Source organism: Methylocystis rosea (assembly GCF_003855495.1).
Classification (GTDB): domain Bacteria; phylum Pseudomonadota; class Alphaproteobacteria; order Rhizobiales; family Beijerinckiaceae; genus Methylocystis; species Methylocystis rosea_A.
The window spans coordinates 3,514,643-3,534,698 of sequence record NZ_CP034086.1 but is presented as its reverse complement, the minus strand read 5'-3'; the positions used below and the strand labels follow the sequence as shown (position 1 = coordinate 3,534,698).

Sequence of the window (20,056 nt, the reverse complement as noted above, 5' to 3'; positions counted from 1 at the left end):
TTCCCTTCGAAAGAAAGGCTGTTTACAAAATCATTCGATTAGCGCGGACGAGAAGCCTCACGAAGAGACTTCGGGCGCATGTCCGTCCAGTGCTCATCGACAAATTTTACGCAGTCGCTCCGATCGCTCGGACCGAAGAGCCGTCGCCAACCTGCAGGCTCCGGGGCAAATGTCGGCCAGAGACTGTGTTGTCCCTGGGAGTTGACCAGAACGAGAAACGTAAGGCTTTCGTCGTCGAATGGATTTGGCTGCGCGTCGTTCACACATTCACTCCCTCGCGTTTGTAATCGCCAATCTTGAGGCGTCCGAGCGAGACGCCTTAACGCCGGCGGGCGCCGCACGATGGTCGGCGAGCAGAAGGGACAGTCCGTCGATCAATCCGCCACGCCAGCAGAGCGGATCGTGCCCGCCCGAATAGACGCGATAGTGGGCGTCGTGCCCCGCGTCGATGAGAGTCCGGTGAACGCGGTCGCTGGCGACGCGAATGACTTTCTCAAAGCTTCCAGCCTCAAGAAAGACGCGAAGACGGGAAACGCCGCTCTTGCTGCTCTCGATCAAATCCGCGACGACGTCTCGCGCATGGCCGCGCGTGTCAGGAACGTGCGGGCGCACCTCCTCCCCCACATAACCTCCCGGCCACCAAAACGAGCCTGACTGGCTGAGCACGCAACCGAAACATTCTGGCGAGCGAAGTCCGGCGAAAAGCGCCGCGAGTCCGCCAAAGCTCTGTCCCGCTATGACGGTCTTGCTCGGATCGTGGCCGTACGGCGCGAGGCCTGCCACGATTGGCAAAAGCTCCTGCTGAACCGCCTCCAGAAAGGCTTCGTCACACGCGAGTTCGCGACTTCGCATGTCTGCGTTGAGCGAGTCGATGAGCACATAGACGCTGGGCGGGAGCAAGTCGGCTTGCGTGGCATGATCTAGGGCCGAGAAGACCGGCATGGCTTCGGCCCAATATTGGCCGTCCAGGAGCACGACGAGAGGAAGCTTTCCTCCTTTAGGCGTCGCGCCCGTGCGATAAATCCAAACACGGCGGCTGTTACGCAGCCGAGCGCTGTTCCATTCCATCAGATGCAGGCGGCTTTGATCGGCTGCTGCGCGGTTTTTGCGGTCGACGTCTCGCCACGCCGTTTGGAATGGCGCCTGCGGAAGATGCGCCGCGGATAACGGCTGTCCGCGCAGACCGACATGGCCAAGGTTGGGGTTCAACGGATCGGTCTGCGCGAACTTCAGCGCGGAGCGCCACCACTCCTTCGGAGTCGTTTCGCGGCCAACGCCCTGTGCGCCAAGGAGATGGTCGTCGTCGAGAGGAATGAAGCAATAGCTTCCGCGCCATTCAGCCTCTACCTCGAAGGACCAATGCCAGACGTCCGTTCCGGCGATCCGCTCCAAAGAGGCGGACTCATTGCTATGATGATCGGTGACTGAGCAGATATCGATGTAGACGCATCGAATCCTTGAGGCCGTCGCATCGCCTTCGGGGTCTCGCCACAAGAACGATACGCGCGCCAGGTCCCCGCCTATCGCCTGAACAATCGGGCAGCCTTCGATGGCGACCCGACGCCACCAACGATCGGAGCCCACGTCTCGGCCGAAGCGCGCTTCCAACAATTGCTCGCAGGGCGTCGTCATCGCGTCGCCTCCTGCAATTGCCGATGTGACGCGGCCCAGACGCTGTCGGCGGGGCCATATTCCACGCGATGAGCTGCAGAGCGCGCCATCCAGACGAAAACTAAGGCGGCGGAAAGCGCGACGAGGTCGACGCCGAGCGCGGCCAGGCTCGCCGAACCTTGCATGCCGAGCGCAGGCGACGCCCAACTGAGCAGTGAGGTGAAAGGAATTGCAGCGGCGGCTATCGCGGCAAGCCAGAGAAGCTCAACACTGGCCGCGGCCGCTCCCCTGACGAACGACCAAAGGACGCTCGCAAGGAACACGGTGTAATAAACGCCATTGTGCCACACATCGATGTTCGCAACGCGGCCGTTCAACCATTTCGCTGCCACGATCGTGATGGAGATCGCGCAGATCGCGCCGAGACAAACGCCGACCGTAGCGGCGGACATCAGCCGCGTCGATAACTTCTGATTTACGGGCCCACCGTTTCGCCGTTCAGTTCGCCGGCGAGACTCAATCCAAAGCAAATTGCCGGAATAGAAAAGGAAGGCGCCCGCGATGCCGAGAAGGAAGTAGCAGACACGCACGATATCGCCGCCGAAGGTAGCGAAATGCAAGGCGAAGAACGTCGCCACGACGCCCGTCCAAGTTCCCTCTCTGCCCGGCAGATAGTCCGTGTTGGCGATCTCGCCGGTGACCGGACTGATGACCGCAAACCCCTTTCCTCTCGTCATATAGCGGGCGTCATGACCCCAAACCTGAACCGAGGCGCCGCGAAGTCCAGCGTTGCGGTAACGCATCTCGGCGGGGACGAAACTCGGCGACGCCGCCTTCACCCGCTCAAGGAGCGTGTTGACGGGCAGCATCGGCGCAGGTCGCTCGTCCTTCTTGATAGAGTTGAAGGGGTTGCTCGCGGCCATGACCGACTTCAGACGGCCGTCATAGACGACGTAGTCGAGCGCGTCGTACAGCTGGTCGTGCAGGCAGAAAACAACCGCGCTCAGCGCGATGACGATGTGGAACGGCAGGCTGATGACGCCCACGACGTTATGCGCGTCGAGCCACATGCGCTTGAGATTGGGGCTTATCCGCAGGGCGAAGAGATCCTTGACGAGCGAAGGCAGAACGATGATCAAGCCCGACACCAGCGCGACCGCATAGACGGCGCTCACGACGCCCATGATGGTCTCGCCGATGTCATTGGCGCCTGGAATGCCAGCGGTTCGATGAATGTTGTCGACGAAGTCGGCAAGACTCGAGCGATATGACTGCGCAAGGCGCAAGTCGCCTTCGGGAGAGAGCTCCGCCGACCACGGCGTCCTGTCGTCCTTGCCTTTTCGCCATGTGAGGCGTGTCCAAAGATCTTCGGTATCGGTGAGATAAAGTGTGAATTCCTTCGCTGCGTCAGGGCGAACGGCAAGCGTGTGCGCGATCAATTCATCCGCTTGGGCAAGGGCGGTGAGGCGGACCGGAGCGGGGGATGCAACCCAGCGCGCGAGCGGCTCGGCGAACACCGTGATGGAGCCGGCGTAGAAGGCGATGAACAGAAACATCCCGGCGGTGATGCCTGTCCAGGTATGGACAATCTTATAGAGTCGAACAACGTCGCTGCGCATCGTGCGTTGTCCCGATTAGCGTAGGAGAAGGCGGCAGGCGAATAGGCCGGCGTATGCCAGTAGATTTACGCCGCCCAGCCAGAGCCAGGCGCGTATACCGCTCGAAAAGAAGAAACACAGGCTCAGCGTCGTCAGCCAGATCGGCGCGATAAGCCACATCACGAGCTGAAATTTATTCGGGGTTGCGAGTCCGCCGGGACTGAGCCACGCAAAGACGCCCGCAAGCGCGATCGCGAGGCTGAAGCCCAGAATGGCGCCGGCCGAGGTTTTGCTGACCCAATCGCGTCTGATCCGACTCATGGCGCCTTCCTGATGAAGGTTCGCAGCGCTCCCACGCATGGGAAAACGATGAACAGAAGCATGATCAAAACGAGCGTCGCGAAAATCGCGGTCGAAAGCTGAACCGTCTGACCCCACAGAAAAACGCCGAGAGGCAGCAGCGCCGCGCCAGCGAGGCCGCTCCACAGAGCAGGCAGAGGCCGCGACAGCCAGCGCTGGTTCTGTGCGCCGAGATAGAGGCCGGCGGCGCCCGTCGCGATGGCCGCGCAGGCGGCGAATTGAATAGCGGCGGGCGAGAGGTTCATCGTCCGCTCCCATCCTTAAAAGTTGAACGTCGTCGACAGGAGGACGGTGCGCGGCGCGTCGAGCGTGGCGAAGCCGTCGTTGGCGGAGCCGGACCAATAGCTGTGGTCGAACAGATTGTTCACATTCGCCCGCAGCGTCATGTCCACGCCGTATATGTTCGTCGCATAGCGAAGCCCCGCGTCGAACCGCGCCCATTCAGGAATTCGGTAATAGTTCAACGAGTCGACATAGAGGGCGCTCGTATAGATGACGCGTCCTTCCGCCGTCAGCCCCGCAAGATAGGGAATGTCCCATTCGCCATAAAAGTTCGCCTGCCATCTTGGTATGCCGAAGGCGTTCTTCCCGGTGGTCTTTCCGTCAGCGCTCTGCGTGATGACGCCGATCATATAGGTGACGCCGCCCAGCACGCGGAAACCCGGAATCGGCTCGCCGAAGACGTTCCACTCTATGCCCTGGTTGCGCTGCTGGACGGGCTTGTAACTGATCAGGCCGCCGCTCGTCACCGTCGCAAGAGTCGGTTGCGTAATCTCGTAGAAGCTCAGCGTATTCGCGAGGATGCCCAAATCCAGCTTCGCGCCCGTCTCGATCTGCTTTGAGACGAAGGGTGGGTATGTCTCATTATAATTGGTTGCGAGCGGATTGGTGACTCGCAAGCCCTGACTGAGGCCCTCGATATAGTTGGCGTAAAGCGACAGCCGATTGTCGAATGGCTTGACGATCAGCGCATAGGCCGGCGAGAGGCGATGGCTGTCGTAGGAGTTGGTCTCAAAGCCTGTGTTGGCCTGGAAAGTCTTGGTCATCACGCGCTGGCTGCGCAGGCCGCCGATGAACTGGATACGTTCGTCGAAGGCCGAAATGGTGTCGGCGAAGGCGAGACTCGCGAGGTAGGTTTCTCCCGTCTTCCTCGGGTCGGTCGCGAAATAGGGCTGCCCCCAACGAAACGCTGTATTCGGAACGACCGGCGGCGGCGGCGCCTGAGGCGGCACGACGGGGAGATAAATGTTGGACCTGTAAGGTCCAATGGATCCGAACTCGGAACTTTGGCTGAATTTCAGCGCCGAGGCGCTCACCACGAATTTGTGGCGAAGCGGTCCCGTGTCCAACTCCCCGCGCAATCCGCCCTGCGTCGAAAGCGTATTGGTGTAGCCGCGCAGATTGACGATCCGCGTTCCGGTGAAGTTGCCGAGCAGGTTTACGCCTTGCGCCTGGGTTCCATTGGTAAAGCCGGAATTTCGGCTGTCCAAGAAGCCGATGCCAGCGAAAACGGTGACCTTTTCAGCGACATCCAGCTCGCCGCGCGCCATGACCGCCGCGTTTTCGAAGCGGGCGTTGGAACCGACAAAGAGATTCGTGCTTGAGTGAGGCGCCGCGGCCACGCCAATGCCGCTGAAGCTCGCGAAGAACGCGCTGCCGTTCTTGAAGATTTCCTGGCTGTGATAGGCGTCGATCGACAGCCTGATGCGCTCTTCGCGGAAATCGAGCGCCAGCGCATTCAGGCCGCGCACTTTCCACTGCTCGTCGAGCGTAGTCCCGCCGCTGCGGTAAACGCCATTGTAGCGAATGCCGAACTGATTATGGTCGCCGCCGCGCCGGCCGACGTCGATATGCGTGCCGAACTGAGAACTGGATGTGTAATCTGTGCTGACGCTGGTGATCGGCGCATCGCCCGCATGTTTGGTGACAAGATTGATCGAGCCGCCGACCGCGCCGAAAGGCGCCATCCCGTTGAGCAGCGCGCCCGGCCCCTTGAGAACTTCGACGCGCTCCAGGAATTCGGTCGGCACATGGCCGTCGGGCGCGAGACCATACATGCCATTGAGCGCGAGTTCGCTGCCAAGCACGGGGAAGCCGCGAATCCTGAAATTCTCGCGAATGTGCCCGGCCGACGTCGCCATGCGGACCGACGGATCGTTCTCCAAGACCTGCTGCAGGGTGCGCGCCTGCTGATTTTGGATAAGCGCCGACGTGTAGCTGGTCACATTGAATGGCGTATCCATGAAATCGCGATTGCCGAGCATGCCGAGCCGTGCGCCGCGAGCGACCTCGCCTCCGGCGTAGGCCGGCGGAAGATTGCCGATTTCGCCCGTCGGCGGAGACGGCGCAACGCCGTTTGCGCCGGAGAGCAGCGGAGGACCGACCTGCGGGGCGGCGGACGTGGCGCCGCGCGACGTCGAAGCCACATGCGGTCTCGGGCCGCTCGGATGAACGCTGCTCGCCCGCGCGGTCGACGCGACCGGACGTTGCGTTTGTTGCCGCGGTTTGGCTTGCGGCTTTTCGCGCGGAGCGTCCACGGTCACCGGAGGCAATGTTTGCGAGGCGTTCTGCGCCGAAGCCGATGCGATTTCGAGCGCGATCACAACCGGCGCGCCGAAATTACATACAAGCCGGGATTTCTTCCCGATCTTCCAAGACTCGAGGCAGGAAAATATGGAATGCTTCTTATTCATTCTTCCGCCTCTACTATTGTGCAGTGCGACGCTTCGCGTTGTATGCAGCACTTAGCGCGGATATTTTTTTTTCGTCAATTATGTAGTCGTTATTTCGGAAGTCTTTTAAGCACATGTGACATATGTACCATATATATCGTGTATTTATTCTCATTCCAAAGTAGATAGTACTTTGTGCTTATTGTGAACAAATTGACACGCACACAGTCACCGTGCTGCGCCGAAGCCAACAGAATTCGATCACCCGGCAAACGGTCCGAGGGGATCGCAAGGGCGCTGGTCTCAGTTGCGTCCGACCTTGCAGACACATCGAGCTTCAGATCGCGTGGTTGGGCGCAACGCTTGCAGCGAATCGTGATTCACCGGCAAGCGCTTACGCCGCCGAGGGCTCTGCTATTGTTCTTGCGCCCGGCTGTGTTCGAGTGCGACTGAAGCGCGTGCGATCTTCTCGGTGGCGCCCCGGTCCACAATGCGTTGCGGTCTTAGCGGAGCCGCTACCGCGCGAAAGAGCGTTAAGGCCTGCCATATGGCGGAGAGTTGCTGATCACGCATGCGGCGAACGTCAGATCAGGGACCATCGAGTCCAAGCCGTCGCCGCTTCGACCAGGTTCTTTGCCTTTCGCCTTGAGGACGATTAGCTAAGAACGCTGGCGGACCCGCCGAGACCAATGACAGGAGCCGAGTCATGTTTGTCGCAATGAACCGCTTCAAAATCGTCAAGGGAAAGGAACAGGCCTTCGAAGACGTCTGGCGGTCGCGTCAGTCGCGGCTTCAGGAAAGGCCCGGCTTCATCGTCTTCCATTTGCTCAAGGGGCCCGAGCGGGAGGACCACGTTCTCTATGCGTCGCATGCGCTGTGGGAGACTCGGCAGCACTTCATCGATTGGACGCATTCCGAACATTTCCGTGAGGCCCACAAAAACGCTGGTCAGAACCGCGATCTCTATCTGGGCGGTCCCGAATTCGAAGGCTTCGACGCGGTTCTCACCGAATCCAATCCAAACTATGCGCCGACTGCCGCAGAATAGGATTGAGGCTACAAGACACGGGGCGTCAGCCTCCCGAAGATCGTGACGCAGCTGGATAGGCGCGATCCGCGAGCGGCAAACTGACGATGAATTCACTGCCGCGGCCGACGCCCGCGCTGCGCGCTTCCACCCGGCCGCCGTGGATCTCCACGAGGCTGCGCACAAGCGCGAGGCCGATGCCGAGCCCACCTTCGGAAAGCCGAATTTGGCCGTCCGTCTGCGCGAAGAGATCGAAGACGCGCGGCATCATGTCGGCGCTGATGCCGACGCCATTGTCGCGAACTCGCAGAACGACTTCATCGCCCTCGCGCGCGGCGTCGATTTCGATGCGCCCGCCCGGCGGCGTGTATTTCGCCGCGTTGTTGATGATATTGGCCGCAATCTGCGCCAGACGGACGGAGTCGCCGAAAACCCGCAGCGGCTCATCCGCGACATTCACGGTTACGCGGTGGCGCTTGTTTTCGATGAGCGGCTGACAGGACTCCAATGCGTGTCGCAAGAAATCCGACACGGCGACGCTTTCCTTTCGCAAGTCGACTTTGCCACGGCTGATCCGTGACACTTCAAGAAGGTCGTCGACGAGGCGAACAAGATGATCGACCTGTCGCTGAACCATAGCGAGCAGCGGAGCATCAGGAAATTGGGGACCATATTTCCTCTTCAAGATATGCACGGCGTTGCGGATCGGGGTGAGCGGGTTGCGTAATTCATGCGCCAGAGTGGCGAGGAACTCGTCCTTACGGCGGTCGGCGTCTTGCAGCGCGCTTTCAGCCTCATGGCGCGCGGTTACGTCGGCATGAGTGCCGATCGCCCTTAGCGGCCGGCCAGCTGCGTCCCGCTCCACGACCCGCCCGCGGTCCAGAATCCAGCGCCAGGAACCGTCTTTGTGGAGCAAGCGGTGCTCGCATTCATAGATTTCGGCGCGGCCCTCCAGATGATCGGACAATCGAGCGGCAACGGTTTCACGCTCGTCTGGATGAATCAGCCTTTCCCAGGCTCGGACGTCGGGTTCCATCTCGCTGAGTTCATAACCAAGCATGGACGCCCAACTGCCGCCGAACTGGACCCGGCCGCTGGGCACGTGCCAGTCCCAGAATCCCAACTGGCCGGCTTCCAGCGCCAGCTCGAGTTGCTGCTGGCTTTCCCTTAGCGCCAGTTCGGCCTGCTTGAGATCGTTGATGTCCGTATTGCTGCCAAACCATTCGACCATCTTGCCGGTCGCGTCGCGAATGGGTGCGGCCTGAACGCGCATCCAGCGCCACTCGCCATCCTGTCGGCGGATGCGGTGCTCGCTCCAAAACGGCTCGCCGCGGCCGACCGCTTCTCGCCACCGCGCCGCCGCGGCCTCGAGGTCATCCGGGTGAACGACCTTGGTCCAGCCGTCCCCCAGCATTTCCTCGGCGGTCTGACCGGTGAAGGCCATCCATTCCTGTTGCGGCTTTTCATGCAGTCCGGATGGCGGACAGCTCCATGTGATCGCGCTCGCCGCTTCGACGAGAGAGCGATAGCGCAGCTCACTTTCGCGCAGCGCCTTCTCGACCCGCTTGCGCTCGGAAATGTCGATGTTCACGCCTGTGAGGCGAACTGGCTTCCCGGCCGCGTCCTTGAAGCCTTGAAACCGCCCGGCAATCCAGTGCACGCTGCCGTCGGGCCAGACGACTCGCCACTCATGCTCGACGGGTTCGCCCGTCGCCAGCGTCTCGTTGACCTTGGCGACCGCGCCCGCGCGGTCCTCTTGGTGCAGCAACTGCTCCCAGGCCGACCGCCTCCGGCCGAACTCGCCCGGCGCCAACCCATACATGGCCTCTAATTCCGGCGTCCAGATGTTCACGTCCGTCAGGATGCGCCAGTCGAAGGCGCCGATCTTCGCAGCCTCGGTCGCGAGCCGCAGCCGAGCTTCGCTCTCGCGGAGCGCCTCCTCCGCCTGCTTTCGCTCCGTGATGTCCTGCGTAATGCCGAAGCCGCCGAGAAGCGCGCCCGCCGCGTCAAATTCCAGATAGGCCTTCTCACGCACCCATTTGCCCTCCTCCCCGGACACGATCCGATGCTCGATGTCGTAAGGTTCGCCGCGCAGGCCAGCCTGCCACTTTGCATCGACATCGGCCCGGTCGTCGGGATGCACGATGGAAAGAAAACTATCGTAGGTGAGCGGCGTCCCCCTCGGCACGCCGAAGATCCGATGGTTCTCGTCCGACCAGGTCAAAACGTTCCGGCGTACGTCGAGACGCCACCAGCCAATCTTTCCGACCTCTTGCGCGCGGTCGAGATCGTTGCGGCTTTGCCGCAGCGCCTCCTCGACCCGCTTTCGCTCTGTGACGTCTTCGACGAGAGTGATGATCCACCGTGGCGCGCCATCGGCGGAGCGAATGAGCGAGACGCTCTTGCGGACCCAAATGGTTTCAGCGCTCTTGCGAATGTAGCGGTTTTCGACCACGAAGCCAGGTATCTCGCCGGCGAGCATCCGTTCGGCCAAGGCCCGAGTGGCTGGCCAATCTTCAGGATGGATCAGTTCCGAACCCTTGAGGGAAAGAAGTTCCTGCCGCGTATAGCCGGTGATCCCGCAATAAGCGCGGTTGGCGTTAAGGTGCGTATCGTCCGGACCGTTCATCGCAAAGCCGATCGAGGCGTTTGCGAAGGATACGCGGAAGCGTTCCTCACTGTCGCGCAACGCCGCTTCCGCCTGCTTGCGTTCGGTGATGTCGCGCACGAAGGCGCGCATGCCGACAATATGAGCTCTTTCGTCGACAACGGTCCACGTTCGCAGACTTATCGGAAATACGGTTCCATCCTTGCGGATATATTCCTTCTCATATTCGGCAGATTCGCCGCGCGGAAGAATGTGCTCCCGCACGATCGCCGCTTCCATGTCATGCCAGACTTCTGGGGTCAGCTCTTGATACGTCAGACGCTTCAGCTCTTCGAGAGTGTAGCCGAGCATCTTCTGGTAAGCGGGATTGGCTTCGAGAATACGGCCGCTCATATCGACGGTGACGATACCATCGCGACTCGTCTCAAAGAGCGAACGATAGCGCTCTTCGCTTGGCCGCAACGCGTCCAAGCGCTCTTTGCGCTCGGTTATATCTATCCGATCATGGAAATCGATAATGGAGCCGCTGTAGCCAACGAATCCGCCTTGCTCATCATAGTGCGGCGCGCCGACCGCCAACGCCCAGCGAAACTGGCCGTCCTTGCGTCTAAGCCTTGCGATGATCTGAAACGGGCGCTCTGATCGTCCCGCCAAACCGAGTTCGACCTTCACCAGCTCCAGATCGTCCGCGTGGAAGGCTTTCAGCCATCCTTCTCCCATCGCAGCTTCGGCTGTTTGACCGGTAATTATTGTCCATTGCCGGCCGATAAAATTGCATTGTCCGTCGACATCCGTCGACCAGTTTACAACCCAGAAAGTGTCCATGTTTGAAAAGGTCATTTGCTATCCGATGGACATGAATGTCTCAGGCGCCAAGCAGCGATCCAGCCCTATTGCACAGCTTGGCCGGCGCAATCCGGACGTCTGGATGACGCTAGTTCCGGGCGGCTTAAGCGTTAGCGCAACTGCTATCGCGCAAGACGTATCCGCGGACGCTTGCGCAGCCGCGCCAGGGAGCTCAGTCCTCACGATGTTCCCCGACAGGAATGTCAGGACGGGCTCGCCGCCGCGACATTCTCTAACGCCGGCGGTTAGGAAAAATCTAGCTGAGGCGCGGCATTAGCGGCTTTGCTCCGGCTGCGGCTCACGCCGCCATCGCCGCCGGCGCGTGCCGCCGCGCGGGAGCGCCAAACTGGGCGGCCAAAGCGGTTTGATGAGGGGGAGTCCCGAAAAAAGGCTTTGCTAAGAGGCGGCGTTCCAAGATGCGTGCGCCGATATGACGCTAAATCTGCTGTGATTCGTCCCCACACGCGGCGAGGATTTCTTCCAAAATTTCGATATCGGCCGGCTTGACCAGATGGCGGTCGAACCCCGCCTCGCGGGTGCGCTTCTTGTCAAGTTCCTGCCCCCAGCCGGAGAGCGCAATAAGCTGCGCCTGCTGACCGGCCGGCGCGTTGCGAATGAGACGCGCGGCTTCATAGCCGTTCATCTCGGGCATGCCGAGGTCCAGGAACACGATCCTCGGCTGGAAAGCGGACACGAGCGAGATGCCCACCGCTCCACTATAGGCCGTTCTCACGTCGCATCCCATCACGTCCAGCAGCATCGCCATGCTGTCGGCGACGTCCCTATCGTCGTCGATGACGAGAACACGCCGCGCCGAGGGCGTCGTTACGGAGCACTCCTTCGGTTGGACAGCATCTGCCGGGGAGAGTGGCGCTCGCATGACCAATTCGCTCCTCTTGCGCTCGGCGGTTTTCACTTGGATGCTTAGCGCGCGCATTATGGCAAGGCATCCTCAGCGCACCCAAATTACCTGCGACGCATGATCGACGACGCGGAGTTGGCGAATGACGCTTCGCGACGTCACGCGCCGAAGCTCATATTCCGACCGTTGAGAAACATTCGGACCAACTCCGCGAGGTTCTTGACGCGCATTTTCGCCATGACATTGGCGCGATGCGCTTCCACCGTGCGCACACTGATGCCGAGATCATGGGCAATGACCTTATTCGAGCGGCCTTCCGCGAGCCTTTCGAGAATTTCGCGCTCCCGCTTGGTCAACGACTCAAATCTTTCGGAGATCAGCCGCTCTTCCGCATAACGCGACTGCACGGCTTCGTGCGTCGATAGCGCGCGCTTGACGGCTGCGAAGAGCGCATCGTCATCGAACGGCTTCTCGAGAAAATCCACAGCGCCGCGTTTCATGGCCTCGACGGCCAGGGGCACGTCGCCATGGCCGGTGATGATAATGATCGGCAGACGAAGATTTCGGTTCTTCATCTCGAAGATCAGATCGAGTCCGCTCACCTCCGGCATGCGAACATCAGCGATGACGCACCCGGCGCTTTCCGGCCCGATGGACGAAAGCATAGCTGGCGCCGACGGAAAACTCGTGACGGCGAACCCTTCAGATTCGAGTAGAAGCTGAAGGGCGTCGCGCACCGCCGCATCGTCGTCCACGACAAAAACCGTTCCCGAGTTCATCCGCTGAAGTCTCGTCCTCGTAACGGAAGATCACAGGAGAATATAGCGCCGCCTTCGGGGTTGACCTTAGCCCACAGCCGGCCGTCGTGCGCTTCGACGATTGCGCGGGAAATGGACAGCCCAATGCCCATTCCCTCTTTCCGCAATGCAAAGAGATCAAGCGGATCGGCGTTTTCCCTTCCACCCGGTCCGCAGCCGGTGTCTTGAACTTCAACGCGTATGGCCTTTGCAGCTTGCGTCTCTGTGGAAACCAGCAGCTCGCGTCGCGGCAAATCCTGCATCGCTTCAATGGCGTTTCGTATAAGATTCGACAGAACATGTCTGATCTGCCCACGGTCGGCGACGATGCAATCATCGTCTGTGGTCAGCCGCTTGCTGATCGAGACGCCGGCCTCGGCGGCCTCCGCGTCGAAGAGGGAAAGCGTCTCCTCAATCAACGAATTAACGCTCACGAGCGTCTTGTCTGGCTCGCCCTGCGCAACAAGCTCGCTCAGACTGCGGACGACCTGACCGGCGCGCATGATCTGCATGACAGCCTTGTCGAGCGCTCCAACGATCGGCGCGACCGCTTCCTTCGGAAGCCCGCCTGTGAGGCGCTGCGCCGCCCTGAGATAGGCGCTCGCCGCTGTCAGCGGCTGGTTGATGTTGTGGGCGAAGGTCGCAGCCAGTCCGCTAATGGCTCTCAGGCGTTCGAGCTCTTTACGACTAACGCCAAATACATTGGGACCAGCATCATCCACCGGAGCGACCCTATTGGCCTGATTCAACCCAAACTTCCGTCGCGCTCGCCGCCATACGCCGCATGTTCGGCAAACCCGAACTCCGGCTTAGATCGCCGTAAGCGTATCAGCGCCCCGCCCCGGTCGCTATTCTTTTTGCGGCGCGTCCGCCTCTCCGGTTAGATCGCGGTTTTCTGAACCGAGCACCAAGGCGCGCCAAGATCTATGGGCGGCGGCAGAGTTCACGCCAAGGATAGTTTATCTCTCTTAGCGTGGAGTGCAGACTGAGTTTGCCTCTCGCCGTTCGCCGCAAAAGGCGAATCGAGCGTCCGCCGCGTCGATCGATTATCGGACAAGCCTTTGAACATGCGGTTACGCCGCACCACGGCGTCGAACTGCGGACGGTCCCGCATGAACATGCGAAGGACGACGAACACGTCTGTCGCAAGCGACTGTGCGCCGATATCCACAAGTCGCTGTATATCCAGCACGATCATCTCGAATACGAACCGCTCGCCCTTTTGCAGGTTCAGCAGGTAGCTCGCAAGCAGCTGTTTCTGCTTGGGTGAAACCGTCGCAACCCCTTCACGCGGTCCGAGACTCGACTGCTCCACACGCCGCGACACCGACAACATTGGATGCTCCCGTCGTGTTTTCGTGCTCTGCTCAAGGCGCTGTTGCCGCTCTCGCGGCGGCCTTTACTTGGAGAGATCGACGCCTACGGCATAAGAGCACGCTCGCGCGTAAGGCAAAATTGGTAGACTTACGTAAGAGGAATATTGAGTCAGCCGGTTTGTTGTATTCAGGGTATAGCCGCACTGGCGCATCGGACAAAAGCAAGAGAACAGTGCGCACGTGGGACGGGAAAGATTCCGTTACGCAGTATCAGGGCGGCCAGAGCGAACTCTTACTGAAGTCTTACCGTCAAAGGAAGTTCTTAACTGATGGGCCCGAGACCGCAGGCCTCACGAAACGGGTGGACCACTGATCGACTCTGATCGTTCGAAAAATCTAATTTCTACGTAAGATTACCAGCTTGGCAGCGGCTTAGTCTCAGCGAATATGAACATCGCTCAGCCGCCTTTCGAAAAGGTAAGCCGGCGCCTTTGCCTGGTTTGCTGTTGAGCGGCTTCTGCAGCTTCGGTTGGTGCGGAAGCGTCTTCGACGCAGAATTGGAGCGCGACTGATGGATACGGTAACGGCGGCCACCAAGTCCCGGAGGGGTTTCGCGTCGATGACGCCGGAGCGGCAACGTGAAATTGCGCGCAAGGGTGGCAGGAGCGTACCGAGCGACCAGCGCAGTTTCGCCAAAAGTCCCGAGCTTGCGTCGTCGGCGGGACGCAAAGGCGGGCTTGCGGTCAACGCGGCAAAGCGCAGTTTTTCTGTCGATCGCCAGCTTGCGTCGCAAGCTGGCAAAAAAGGGGGCCATGCGTCGCGCAACACACGCCCAGAGGATGACGTCATTTCAGGAGGCGCATAAAAAATCGTAGCGCCGGCGCCACTGCTCGCGCATGACGCGCGCTTCGCGCCGCAGCGAGGACTGGCGATCGCGACGCTGATTGTCGCCGGGGAATCGGTTTTTCTGCTGCCTTTCGTATTGCCTCGCGTATTTCGGCCTACGCTCCTCGATGTGTTCGGCGTCACCAATCTCGAACTCGGCGCCGCCTATTCGGTTTATGGCGTGGTTGCAATGGCCGCGTATGTGTTCGGCGGCCCGCTCGCCGACAGATATCCCGCACGCACAATGTTGACTGTCGCATTGACGTCCACCGCCGTCGGCGGCCTCGTGATGATGGCGGTTCCATCCCCGTCGACGCTGGCGATCTTATACGGGTATTGGGGAATCACCACGATCGCGCTGTTCTGGGCGCCGTTGATCCGCGCCACGCGTGAGTGGGGCCTCAACTTTTCGCAAAGTCGCGCGTTCGGATTGCTCGAAGGCGGCAGAGGCGCGCTGGCGGCCGTCATGGCGTCGATCATGGTGGTCCTGTTCGCCGCGTTGCTGCCAGAAGATAGCGAAATATCCAGTCTCGCGCAGCGCACGGAATCATTGCGGTGGATCATCCTGCTGATGTCCGCGATGACCTGCGCAGCCGCCTTGCTCATCTGGCTGGCGCTGCCCGAGCGTAAAACGCCGGCGCAAGCGACGGGGTCGTTAAGCGACATCGCCCGCGTGTTCGCGATGCCGTCAGTCTGGCTGCAGGCTGCGGTGATCCTGTGCGCTTATGTGGGATTTAAGGCGATCGACGACTTTTCGCTGTACGCCAATCAGGTCATTGGCCTGAATCAGGTAGAGGCGGCGCGGGCCGGCGTCGCATCGCTCTGGATACGACCATTTGCCGCCATTGGCGCCGGCTACCTAGCTGAGCGGCTTGGCGCGCCCTTCATGATCATCGGCTGTTTCGTGCTTCTCGCAGCCGGGAGCTCCGTGCTGGCCTCCGGCGCGATTGGCGCGGGCATGGTATGGACGTTTGTTTTGACGATCGTCTTCACCAGCATCGGCGTCTTCGCGCTGCGCGGCCTGTATTTCGCGATCATGCAAGATGGCAACATTCCTATGGAGCACACAGGAAGCGCGGTTGGCTTGCTATCGGTGATCGGCTACGCGCCGGATATTTTTATGGGGCCGCTCATGGGCTATTTGCTCGACCGGTGGCCGGGGCCCGCCGGGCACAATTACGTGTTCTCGGTCGTCTGCCTATTCGCGATGCTCGGACTGATCGCCAGCTGCATTTTCGCGCGACGCGCCCAACTTCAGACCGGCCTGTGAGCCGCTCAACCGACCGAAGCGCGCATGTCTGCGGCGTAGGGGCTGTTCGGCGAAACGTTCATCGTCTGGACGAGCATCGCCAACATGTTCGTCGCCGGAACGCAGCTATGTGGTTGCGGCGCCGTCAGCCATTTTTACTCGGCCGCCCGTTTCATCTCCGGATAGGTGCAGTGCGCCTCGGCGGCGGCTTGGCGCGCGCGCAGCGGTATGACTTTTGCCTCGACGAAAGGCAATCTCAGTGACGACCAGACGTCCACCAGCGCCTCAACGAGTTCGGCGACATGCGCCTCATTGTGGCGCGGCGTCGGCGTGATTCGCAGGCGCTCCGTGCCCAGCGCGACGGTGGGATAATTGATCGGCTGAATGTAGATCGAGTGGCGGCGCAGCAGCAGATCGCTCGCCTCCTTGCAGCGCGCCGCATCGCCCACCATCACCGGCACGATGTGCGATTTGTTGTCCATCACCGGCAGGCCGGCCGCGCGCAGGGCGTGTTTCGTCAACATCGCCATGTGCTGATGACGCGCGCGTTCGTCTCCCGAATGTTTGAGATGGCGAACGGCGGCGCGAGCGCAGGCCGCAACCATCGGCGGCAGCGTGGTGGTGAAGATGAATTGCGGCGCGTAACTGCGGACCGCATCGACGATCGCCGGACTCGCGGCGATGTAGCCGCCGAGCGCGCCAAAGCCCTTGGCGAGCGTGCCCTCGATGATGTCGATGCGGTCTTCGACGCCTTCCCGTTGGCAGATGCCGCCGCCGCGCGCGCCATACATGCCGACCGCATGCACTTCATCGACATAGGTCAGCGCATTGTACTTTTCAGCAAGCGCGACGATCTCCGCGACCGGCGCAATGTCGCCGTCCATCGAATAGAGGCTTTCGAAGACGATCAGCTTGGCCCGCTCGTTGCCCGCCGCCTTGAGCAATTCCTCGAGATGGTCGACGTCATTATGACGCCAGATCTGTTTTTCGCACCCCGACCGGCGAACGCCCTCGATCATCGAATTGTGGTTCAGGGCGTCGGAAAGAATAAGACAATTCGGCAGCAGCGACGCGACCGTCGAAATGCCGGCGAGATTGGAGATCCAGCCCGATGTGAAGACGAGCGCCGCAGGTTTGCCATGCAGATCGGAGAGTTCCGCCTCGAGCTCGACGATCGGATTGTGGGTGCCGGAGATGTTGCGCGTGCCCCCCGCCCCGGCGCCGTGGCGGTCCAGAGCGTCTCGCGCCGCGTCGACCACGGCGCGGTGGCCGCCCATCCCGAGGTAATCATTGGAACACCAGATCGTGACTTCGCGCGGCGCATGCTCTTCGCCCTCGGGACGCCACAGCGCAGTGGGAAAGCGAACGGCGTCGCGTTCGAGATTGGCGAAAACCCGGTAACGCTTCTCCATCTTCAACCGCGCGATCGCCGATTGGAAGTGCTGGTCGTACGTCAAAGCCATCGGATTCATGTGACTCTCCATCGGCGCAACTTCCCTAGACGCGCCATTCTACGGGCGCTAAACCTCACTGACGCGCGAGCGGCGCAGAGGCGCCTCGATCGTGACGATACGAAGCTGGTCGTATTCATTCGCTTCGTCCGGACAACCTTCTTTTACGCCCCAGGACCAGAGCGCATTGGCGCGCAGCGGCGCGACGAGAAACCAATGCTCTGCGACGGCGAGCGCCATGAGCGTCGCGAGAATTGTAAAGCCGACAAGCTCGAAATCCGTCGTCGCGACGAGCGCCTTTTGCGCGATCAGCACGGTGACGATGGTCGACGCGCTAACCGAGAGCGGGAAAAACAGGTTCATCGGCCTGCGCGTCATGAAGGTCGCGAGATAGCGCAAATGCTCCGGCAGCAACTCTTCGCTGAGGTTCGGCGCGCCGAAATAGAGATTGAGCTTGGCGCTCGTATGCATCCACCAAAGGATGAGGAAGGTCCACGCGCCAATCTGATTGGGCTGATTGCGAGTCAGCGCGACGAGCGCGACTGCGCATAGGATGATCACGATTTCGTGGTAAAGGCTCGTGCGCACCGCCTCGACGAAGCGGGGCCAGCCGCGCAAATGCGGCGGACAGGCGGTTTTGCAGGGGCCGGTGATGAACCCCATGTAGTAGCTCACGAGCTGCCAGGCCCACGCGGTCAGTCCGCAAAGGAACGCGTAGTAGGCGGAAGAGGCCGTCGTTTCGCCGCGCGTCGCGACGATGCCCCATAGCGCCAGCGCGAACAGCGCGGTCGCGCCCGCCATGCTCCACACGAATGTGCGGCGAGAAAGGCCGTCGAGATAGAGCAGCACGCCGGTGCTCCCCCACCAGAGCAGGAGCGTCGCGACGATCGGCGGTGCATAGTCGGACATACGGCGCTCCTCACCACACCGGCGCAAGACGAATTTGCGCCGGCAGCGCGTTGGATTTCGCTGGGACAAAATAGAGCCGCGCGAAGGTCGCGGCCGCCGCTGCGGTCAGCGCCGCCTGCTTGGCTCGGCCAACGACGCCCTTCTGCTTCTTGGCTGCGGCGATCGCGCGTTCGATCGCCACAAGACGGTCGAGGCCGGGTTTGAACAGCGGATGATCGAGATCGAGCGTGATCGGAAAGACCTGACGAGAAATCTCGGTCGTCAATCGCAACACCTTGAAATCGTAATCGTCGGGATGCATGCCTATCGCCGCGTGGAACGCGGGGCGGCAATGATCTCGCACATACATGGTCGCGAAAACGGCAAGCAGGAAGAATTTGATCCAGTAAACATTGAGGCCCGACACGAGCTTCGGATTGGCGCGCATCAGCAATGCGAAGGCCTCGCCGTGACGGAACTCGTCATTGCACCACTTCTCGAACCACTTGAAGATCGGATGGAAGCGGCGCTCGGGATGGCGCTCGAGCTGGCGGAAGATGGTGATATAGCGGGCGTAGCCGATCTTCTCGGACAGGTAGGTCGCGTAAAAGATAAATTTCGGCTTGAAAAACGTGTATTTCTTCGTCTTCGTCAAGAAACTCAGATCGATGCCGATGCCGAAATCCTTCAGCGTATCGTTGATAAATCCAGCGTGGCGCGCCTCGTCGCGGCTCATGAAGCCGAAGAGATCCTTCATATCCTGGTTGTGGGCGCGCTTTTTCATCTCGGCATAGAGCACGCAGCCGGAAAACTCCGCGGTGATCGAGCTGATGAGAAAGTCGCGGAACTCCTTATCGAGTTCTTCGGAATAGACGAAGTCGGCGTCGAACTCCTCGGTGCGCTGGAAATGCTTATTGTTGGGGTCGGCGCGCATCTCTTCCATCAGCGCATCCCACTCCTTGCGCACGGGAGCGACGTCCGTCTTGTCAAGCTCCGCGAAATCCGTGGTGTAGAAGCGCGGGCTCAGAAGGGTATTTTCCTGGGCGACGCGGGTCGCTTCGATCGAGACGTTGTGGCGCAAAGGGGCGTTCATAGCGCTCTCCTGTTCGTGAAGCTGACGTCGTAAAGTTCGGTGAGCTCGAAATTGCCAAGAAAGCGCGCCCACAGCCGTTCGATGAGGCCGGCGCGAATGATCGTCGCGCGGCGCTCGACCGTGACCCGATAGCCGAAAGGCGCTTCAACTGGCGCATTTTGCACGAACACGCGATCGCCGGGCCTTATGTCGAAATCGCCTTCGATCTCGACGTGAGCGAAGAGGCTTTCGGCCGTATGGCCGATCTCGACCCTGCAGGGCGCGTCGAACGTCTGGCGGGTGATGGGGAGCAACCAGTTCATGGCTCGCGCCTCCTTTGCGTAAAGAGCTGCGTGAAGGCGCGCGCATTGTCGGGTCCGAAAGCGTCCAGATTGACGCGTCGCCCGGTCGCCGAGTCTTCGAGCGAAACCGTGCCGTCGCTCCAACGCGTCAAAGCAAAGGGCGTCGATGCGTCGAGGCCCGATCGGCGCCGCTCACGCGCGAGCCCGCGCAATGTCGATCGAATGAAGCCGTAGGCGCCCGGCTGCACGACATAAAACAGCGCGCCGTCGCGAGCGTCGCGCACGGCGACTGAGCCATCATTGCGATCCTCGAAGAGCAATGCGAGACTCTCGACCGCATTCCTCAACGGCATATGCACCGCGCCGACGCCAGTGAATCTGGTCAAACCCGTCGCAAGCAGAGCAAACAGGATGAGAACGCCGGCGCCGCGTAGGATCGGGCGCGGCACGCCGTCATGTGCGCTCGAAGGCTTTTGACTCTTGCCGATAGACGCCTGGCTCATGATCAAAAC

At 60.8% G+C, this 20,056-nt stretch carries 19 protein-coding genes; 3 read left to right on the top strand and 16 right to left on the bottom strand.

Going from position 1 to position 20,056, the window contains the following annotated elements; translation table 11 throughout:
- Window positions 1-38: 38 nt before the first annotated feature.
- From EHO51_RS17300 to EHO51_RS17275, 6 genes are read right to left on the bottom strand one after another with little or no spacing between them, the layout of a single operon-like run.
- Complete coding sequence (locus EHO51_RS17300; protein ID WP_029648402.1) at window positions 39-263, bottom strand: MbtH family protein; 225 nt, start codon at window positions 261-263, stop codon at window positions 39-41.
- 4 nt (window positions 264-267) lie between these two features.
- Window positions 268-1,632, bottom strand: coding sequence for an enterochelin esterase (fes, locus tag EHO51_RS17295; RefSeq protein WP_124739892.1), 1,365 nt, complete (start codon window positions 1,630-1,632; stop codon window positions 268-270).
- Window positions 1,629-3,230: a PepSY-associated TM helix domain-containing protein gene (locus EHO51_RS17290; protein WP_124739891.1), complete on the bottom strand. Its 1,602-nt coding sequence runs from the start codon at window positions 3,228-3,230 to the stop codon at window positions 1,629-1,631. The genes fes and EHO51_RS17290 overlap by 4 nt, the downstream gene beginning before the upstream one ends.
- Window positions 3,231-3,245: 15 nt before the next feature.
- On the bottom strand, window positions 3,246-3,530 hold the full coding sequence (locus EHO51_RS17285) for a hypothetical protein (RefSeq protein WP_124739890.1): 285 nt from the start codon (window positions 3,528-3,530) through the stop codon (window positions 3,246-3,248).
- A complete protein-coding gene (locus tag EHO51_RS17280) occupies window positions 3,527-3,814 on the bottom strand; it encodes a hypothetical protein (protein WP_124739889.1) in 288 nt (95 codons plus the stop codon). Before EHO51_RS17280 ends, EHO51_RS17285 begins: the two co-directional genes overlap by 4 nt.
- 15 nt (window positions 3,815-3,829) lie before the next feature.
- On the bottom strand, window positions 3,830-6,262 hold the full coding sequence (locus tag EHO51_RS17275) for a TonB-dependent siderophore receptor (RefSeq protein WP_124739888.1): 2,433 nt from the start codon (window positions 6,260-6,262) through the stop codon (window positions 3,830-3,832).
- A gap of 685 nt (window positions 6,263-6,947) precedes the next feature.
- Between EHO51_RS17275 and EHO51_RS17270 the strand changes: the two genes are divergently transcribed.
- Window positions 6,948-7,289 (top strand): antibiotic biosynthesis monooxygenase family protein, encoded by a 342-nt coding sequence (locus EHO51_RS17270; RefSeq protein WP_026222724.1) that lies wholly within the window; start codon window positions 6,948-6,950, stop codon window positions 7,287-7,289.
- 25 nt (window positions 7,290-7,314) lie between these two features.
- Here the strand turns inward: EHO51_RS17270 and EHO51_RS17265 are convergent, their stop codons facing one another.
- The 5 genes from EHO51_RS17265 to EHO51_RS17245 all read right to left on the bottom strand — a co-directional run bounded on the left by EHO51_RS17265 (window position 7,315) and on the right by EHO51_RS17245 (window position 13,717).
- The gene (locus EHO51_RS17265) at window positions 7,315-10,716 is read right to left on the bottom strand and encodes a PAS domain S-box protein (protein ID WP_124739887.1); all 3,402 of its coding nucleotides are present in this window, start codon (window positions 10,714-10,716) and stop codon (window positions 7,315-7,317) included.
- Between the two features lie 442 nt (window positions 10,717-11,158).
- Window positions 11,159-11,488, bottom strand: coding sequence for a response regulator (locus tag EHO51_RS17260; protein WP_245434648.1), 330 nt, complete (start codon window positions 11,486-11,488; stop codon window positions 11,159-11,161).
- A gap of 254 nt (window positions 11,489-11,742) precedes the next feature.
- Complete coding sequence (gene fixJ, locus EHO51_RS17255; protein ID WP_124739885.1) at window positions 11,743-12,363, bottom strand: response regulator FixJ; 621 nt, start codon at window positions 12,361-12,363, stop codon at window positions 11,743-11,745.
- A complete protein-coding gene (locus EHO51_RS17250; protein WP_124739884.1) occupies window positions 12,360-13,130 on the bottom strand; it encodes a sensor histidine kinase in 771 nt (256 codons plus the stop codon). The genes fixJ and EHO51_RS17250 overlap by 4 nt, the downstream gene beginning before the upstream one ends.
- Before the next feature lie 194 nt (window positions 13,131-13,324).
- Window positions 13,325-13,717 carry a hypothetical protein gene (locus EHO51_RS17245; RefSeq protein ID WP_245434647.1) on the bottom strand — a complete coding sequence of 131 codons (393 nt, stop codon included), beginning with the start codon at window positions 13,715-13,717 and terminating at the stop codon, window positions 13,325-13,327.
- Between the two features lie 551 nt (window positions 13,718-14,268).
- On the opposite strand from EHO51_RS17245, the gene EHO51_RS17240 reads away from it, so the two are divergent.
- Both EHO51_RS17240 and EHO51_RS17235 read left to right on the top strand, forming a co-directional pair.
- On the top strand, window positions 14,269-14,562 hold the full coding sequence (locus tag EHO51_RS17240) for a general stress protein (RefSeq protein WP_124739883.1): 294 nt from the start codon (window positions 14,269-14,271) through the stop codon (window positions 14,560-14,562).
- 150 nt (window positions 14,563-14,712) lie between these two features.
- Entirely contained in the window at window positions 14,713-15,852 is a 1,140-nt protein-coding gene (locus EHO51_RS17235; RefSeq protein WP_245434646.1) for an MFS transporter, read from the top strand.
- Between the two features lie 134 nt (window positions 15,853-15,986).
- Here the strand turns inward: EHO51_RS17235 and hemA are convergent, their stop codons facing one another.
- From hemA to puhC, 5 genes are all read right to left on the bottom strand, one after another.
- Complete coding sequence (gene hemA / locus EHO51_RS17230; protein ID WP_164479461.1) at window positions 15,987-17,288, bottom strand: 5-aminolevulinate synthase; 1,302 nt, start codon at window positions 17,286-17,288, stop codon at window positions 15,987-15,989.
- A gap of 63 nt (window positions 17,289-17,351) precedes the next feature.
- Window positions 17,352-18,191 carry a putative photosynthetic complex assembly protein PuhE gene (puhE, locus tag EHO51_RS17225; RefSeq protein WP_124739880.1) on the bottom strand — a complete coding sequence of 280 codons (840 nt, stop codon included), beginning with the start codon at window positions 18,189-18,191 and terminating at the stop codon, window positions 17,352-17,354.
- A gap of 10 nt (window positions 18,192-18,201) precedes the next feature.
- The gene (acsF, locus tag EHO51_RS17220) at window positions 18,202-19,263 is read right to left on the bottom strand and encodes a magnesium-protoporphyrin IX monomethyl ester (oxidative) cyclase (RefSeq protein WP_124739879.1); all 1,062 of its coding nucleotides are present in this window, start codon (window positions 19,261-19,263) and stop codon (window positions 18,202-18,204) included.
- Window positions 19,260-19,565: a hypothetical protein gene (locus tag EHO51_RS17215; protein ID WP_124739878.1), complete on the bottom strand. Its 306-nt coding sequence runs from the start codon at window positions 19,563-19,565 to the stop codon at window positions 19,260-19,262. Before EHO51_RS17215 ends, acsF begins: the two co-directional genes overlap by 4 nt.
- A complete protein-coding gene (gene puhC, locus EHO51_RS17210) occupies window positions 19,562-20,047 on the bottom strand; it encodes a photosynthetic complex assembly protein PuhC (RefSeq protein ID WP_124739877.1) in 486 nt (161 codons plus the stop codon). Before puhC ends, EHO51_RS17215 begins: the two co-directional genes overlap by 4 nt.
- Between the last annotated feature and the right edge of the window lie 9 nt (window positions 20,048-20,056).

What these genes read in the sequence shown, in the direction of transcription:
- fes (WP_124739892.1), bottom strand. Translation starts at nt 1,632, where the DNA reads ATGACGACGCCCTGCGAGCAATTGTTGGAAGCGCGCTTCGGCCGAGAC.
- EHO51_RS17290 (WP_124739891.1), bottom strand. Translation starts at nt 3,230, where the DNA reads ATGCGCAGCGACGTTGTTCGACTCTATAAGATTGTCCATACCTGGACA.
- EHO51_RS17285 (WP_124739890.1), bottom strand. Translation starts at nt 3,530, where the DNA reads ATGAGTCGGATCAGACGCGATTGGGTCAGCAAAACCTCGGCCGGCGCC.
- EHO51_RS17280 (WP_124739889.1), bottom strand. Translation starts at nt 3,814, where the DNA reads ATGAACCTCTCGCCCGCCGCTATTCAATTCGCCGCCTGCGCGGCCATC.
- EHO51_RS17275 (WP_124739888.1), bottom strand. Translation starts at nt 6,262, where the DNA reads ATGAATAAGAAGCATTCCATATTTTCCTGCCTCGAGTCTTGGAAGATC.
- EHO51_RS17270 (WP_026222724.1), top strand. Translation starts at nt 6,948, where the DNA reads ATGTTTGTCGCAATGAACCGCTTCAAAATCGTCAAGGGAAAGGAACAG.
- EHO51_RS17265 (WP_124739887.1), bottom strand. Translation starts at nt 10,716, where the DNA reads ATGACCTTTTCAAACATGGACACTTTCTGGGTTGTAAACTGGTCGACG.
- EHO51_RS17260 (WP_245434648.1), bottom strand. Translation starts at nt 11,488, where the DNA reads ATGGCGATGCTGCTGGACGTGATGGGATGCGACGTGAGAACGGCCTAT.
- fixJ (WP_124739885.1), bottom strand. Translation starts at nt 12,363, where the DNA reads ATGAACTCGGGAACGGTTTTTGTCGTGGACGACGATGCGGCGGTGCGC.
- EHO51_RS17245 (WP_245434647.1), bottom strand. Translation starts at nt 13,717, where the DNA reads ATGTTGTCGGTGTCGCGGCGTGTGGAGCAGTCGAGTCTCGGACCGCGT.
- EHO51_RS17240 (WP_124739883.1), top strand. Translation starts at nt 14,269, where the DNA reads ATGGATACGGTAACGGCGGCCACCAAGTCCCGGAGGGGTTTCGCGTCG.
- puhE (WP_124739880.1), bottom strand. Translation starts at nt 18,191, where the DNA reads ATGTCCGACTATGCACCGCCGATCGTCGCGACGCTCCTGCTCTGGTGG.
- acsF (WP_124739879.1), bottom strand. Translation starts at nt 19,263, where the DNA reads ATGAACGCCCCTTTGCGCCACAACGTCTCGATCGAAGCGACCCGCGTC.
- EHO51_RS17215 (WP_124739878.1), bottom strand. Translation starts at nt 19,565, where the DNA reads ATGAACTGGTTGCTCCCCATCACCCGCCAGACGTTCGACGCGCCCTGC.
- puhC (WP_124739877.1), bottom strand. Translation starts at nt 20,047, where the DNA reads ATGAGCCAGGCGTCTATCGGCAAGAGTCAAAAGCCTTCGAGCGCACAT.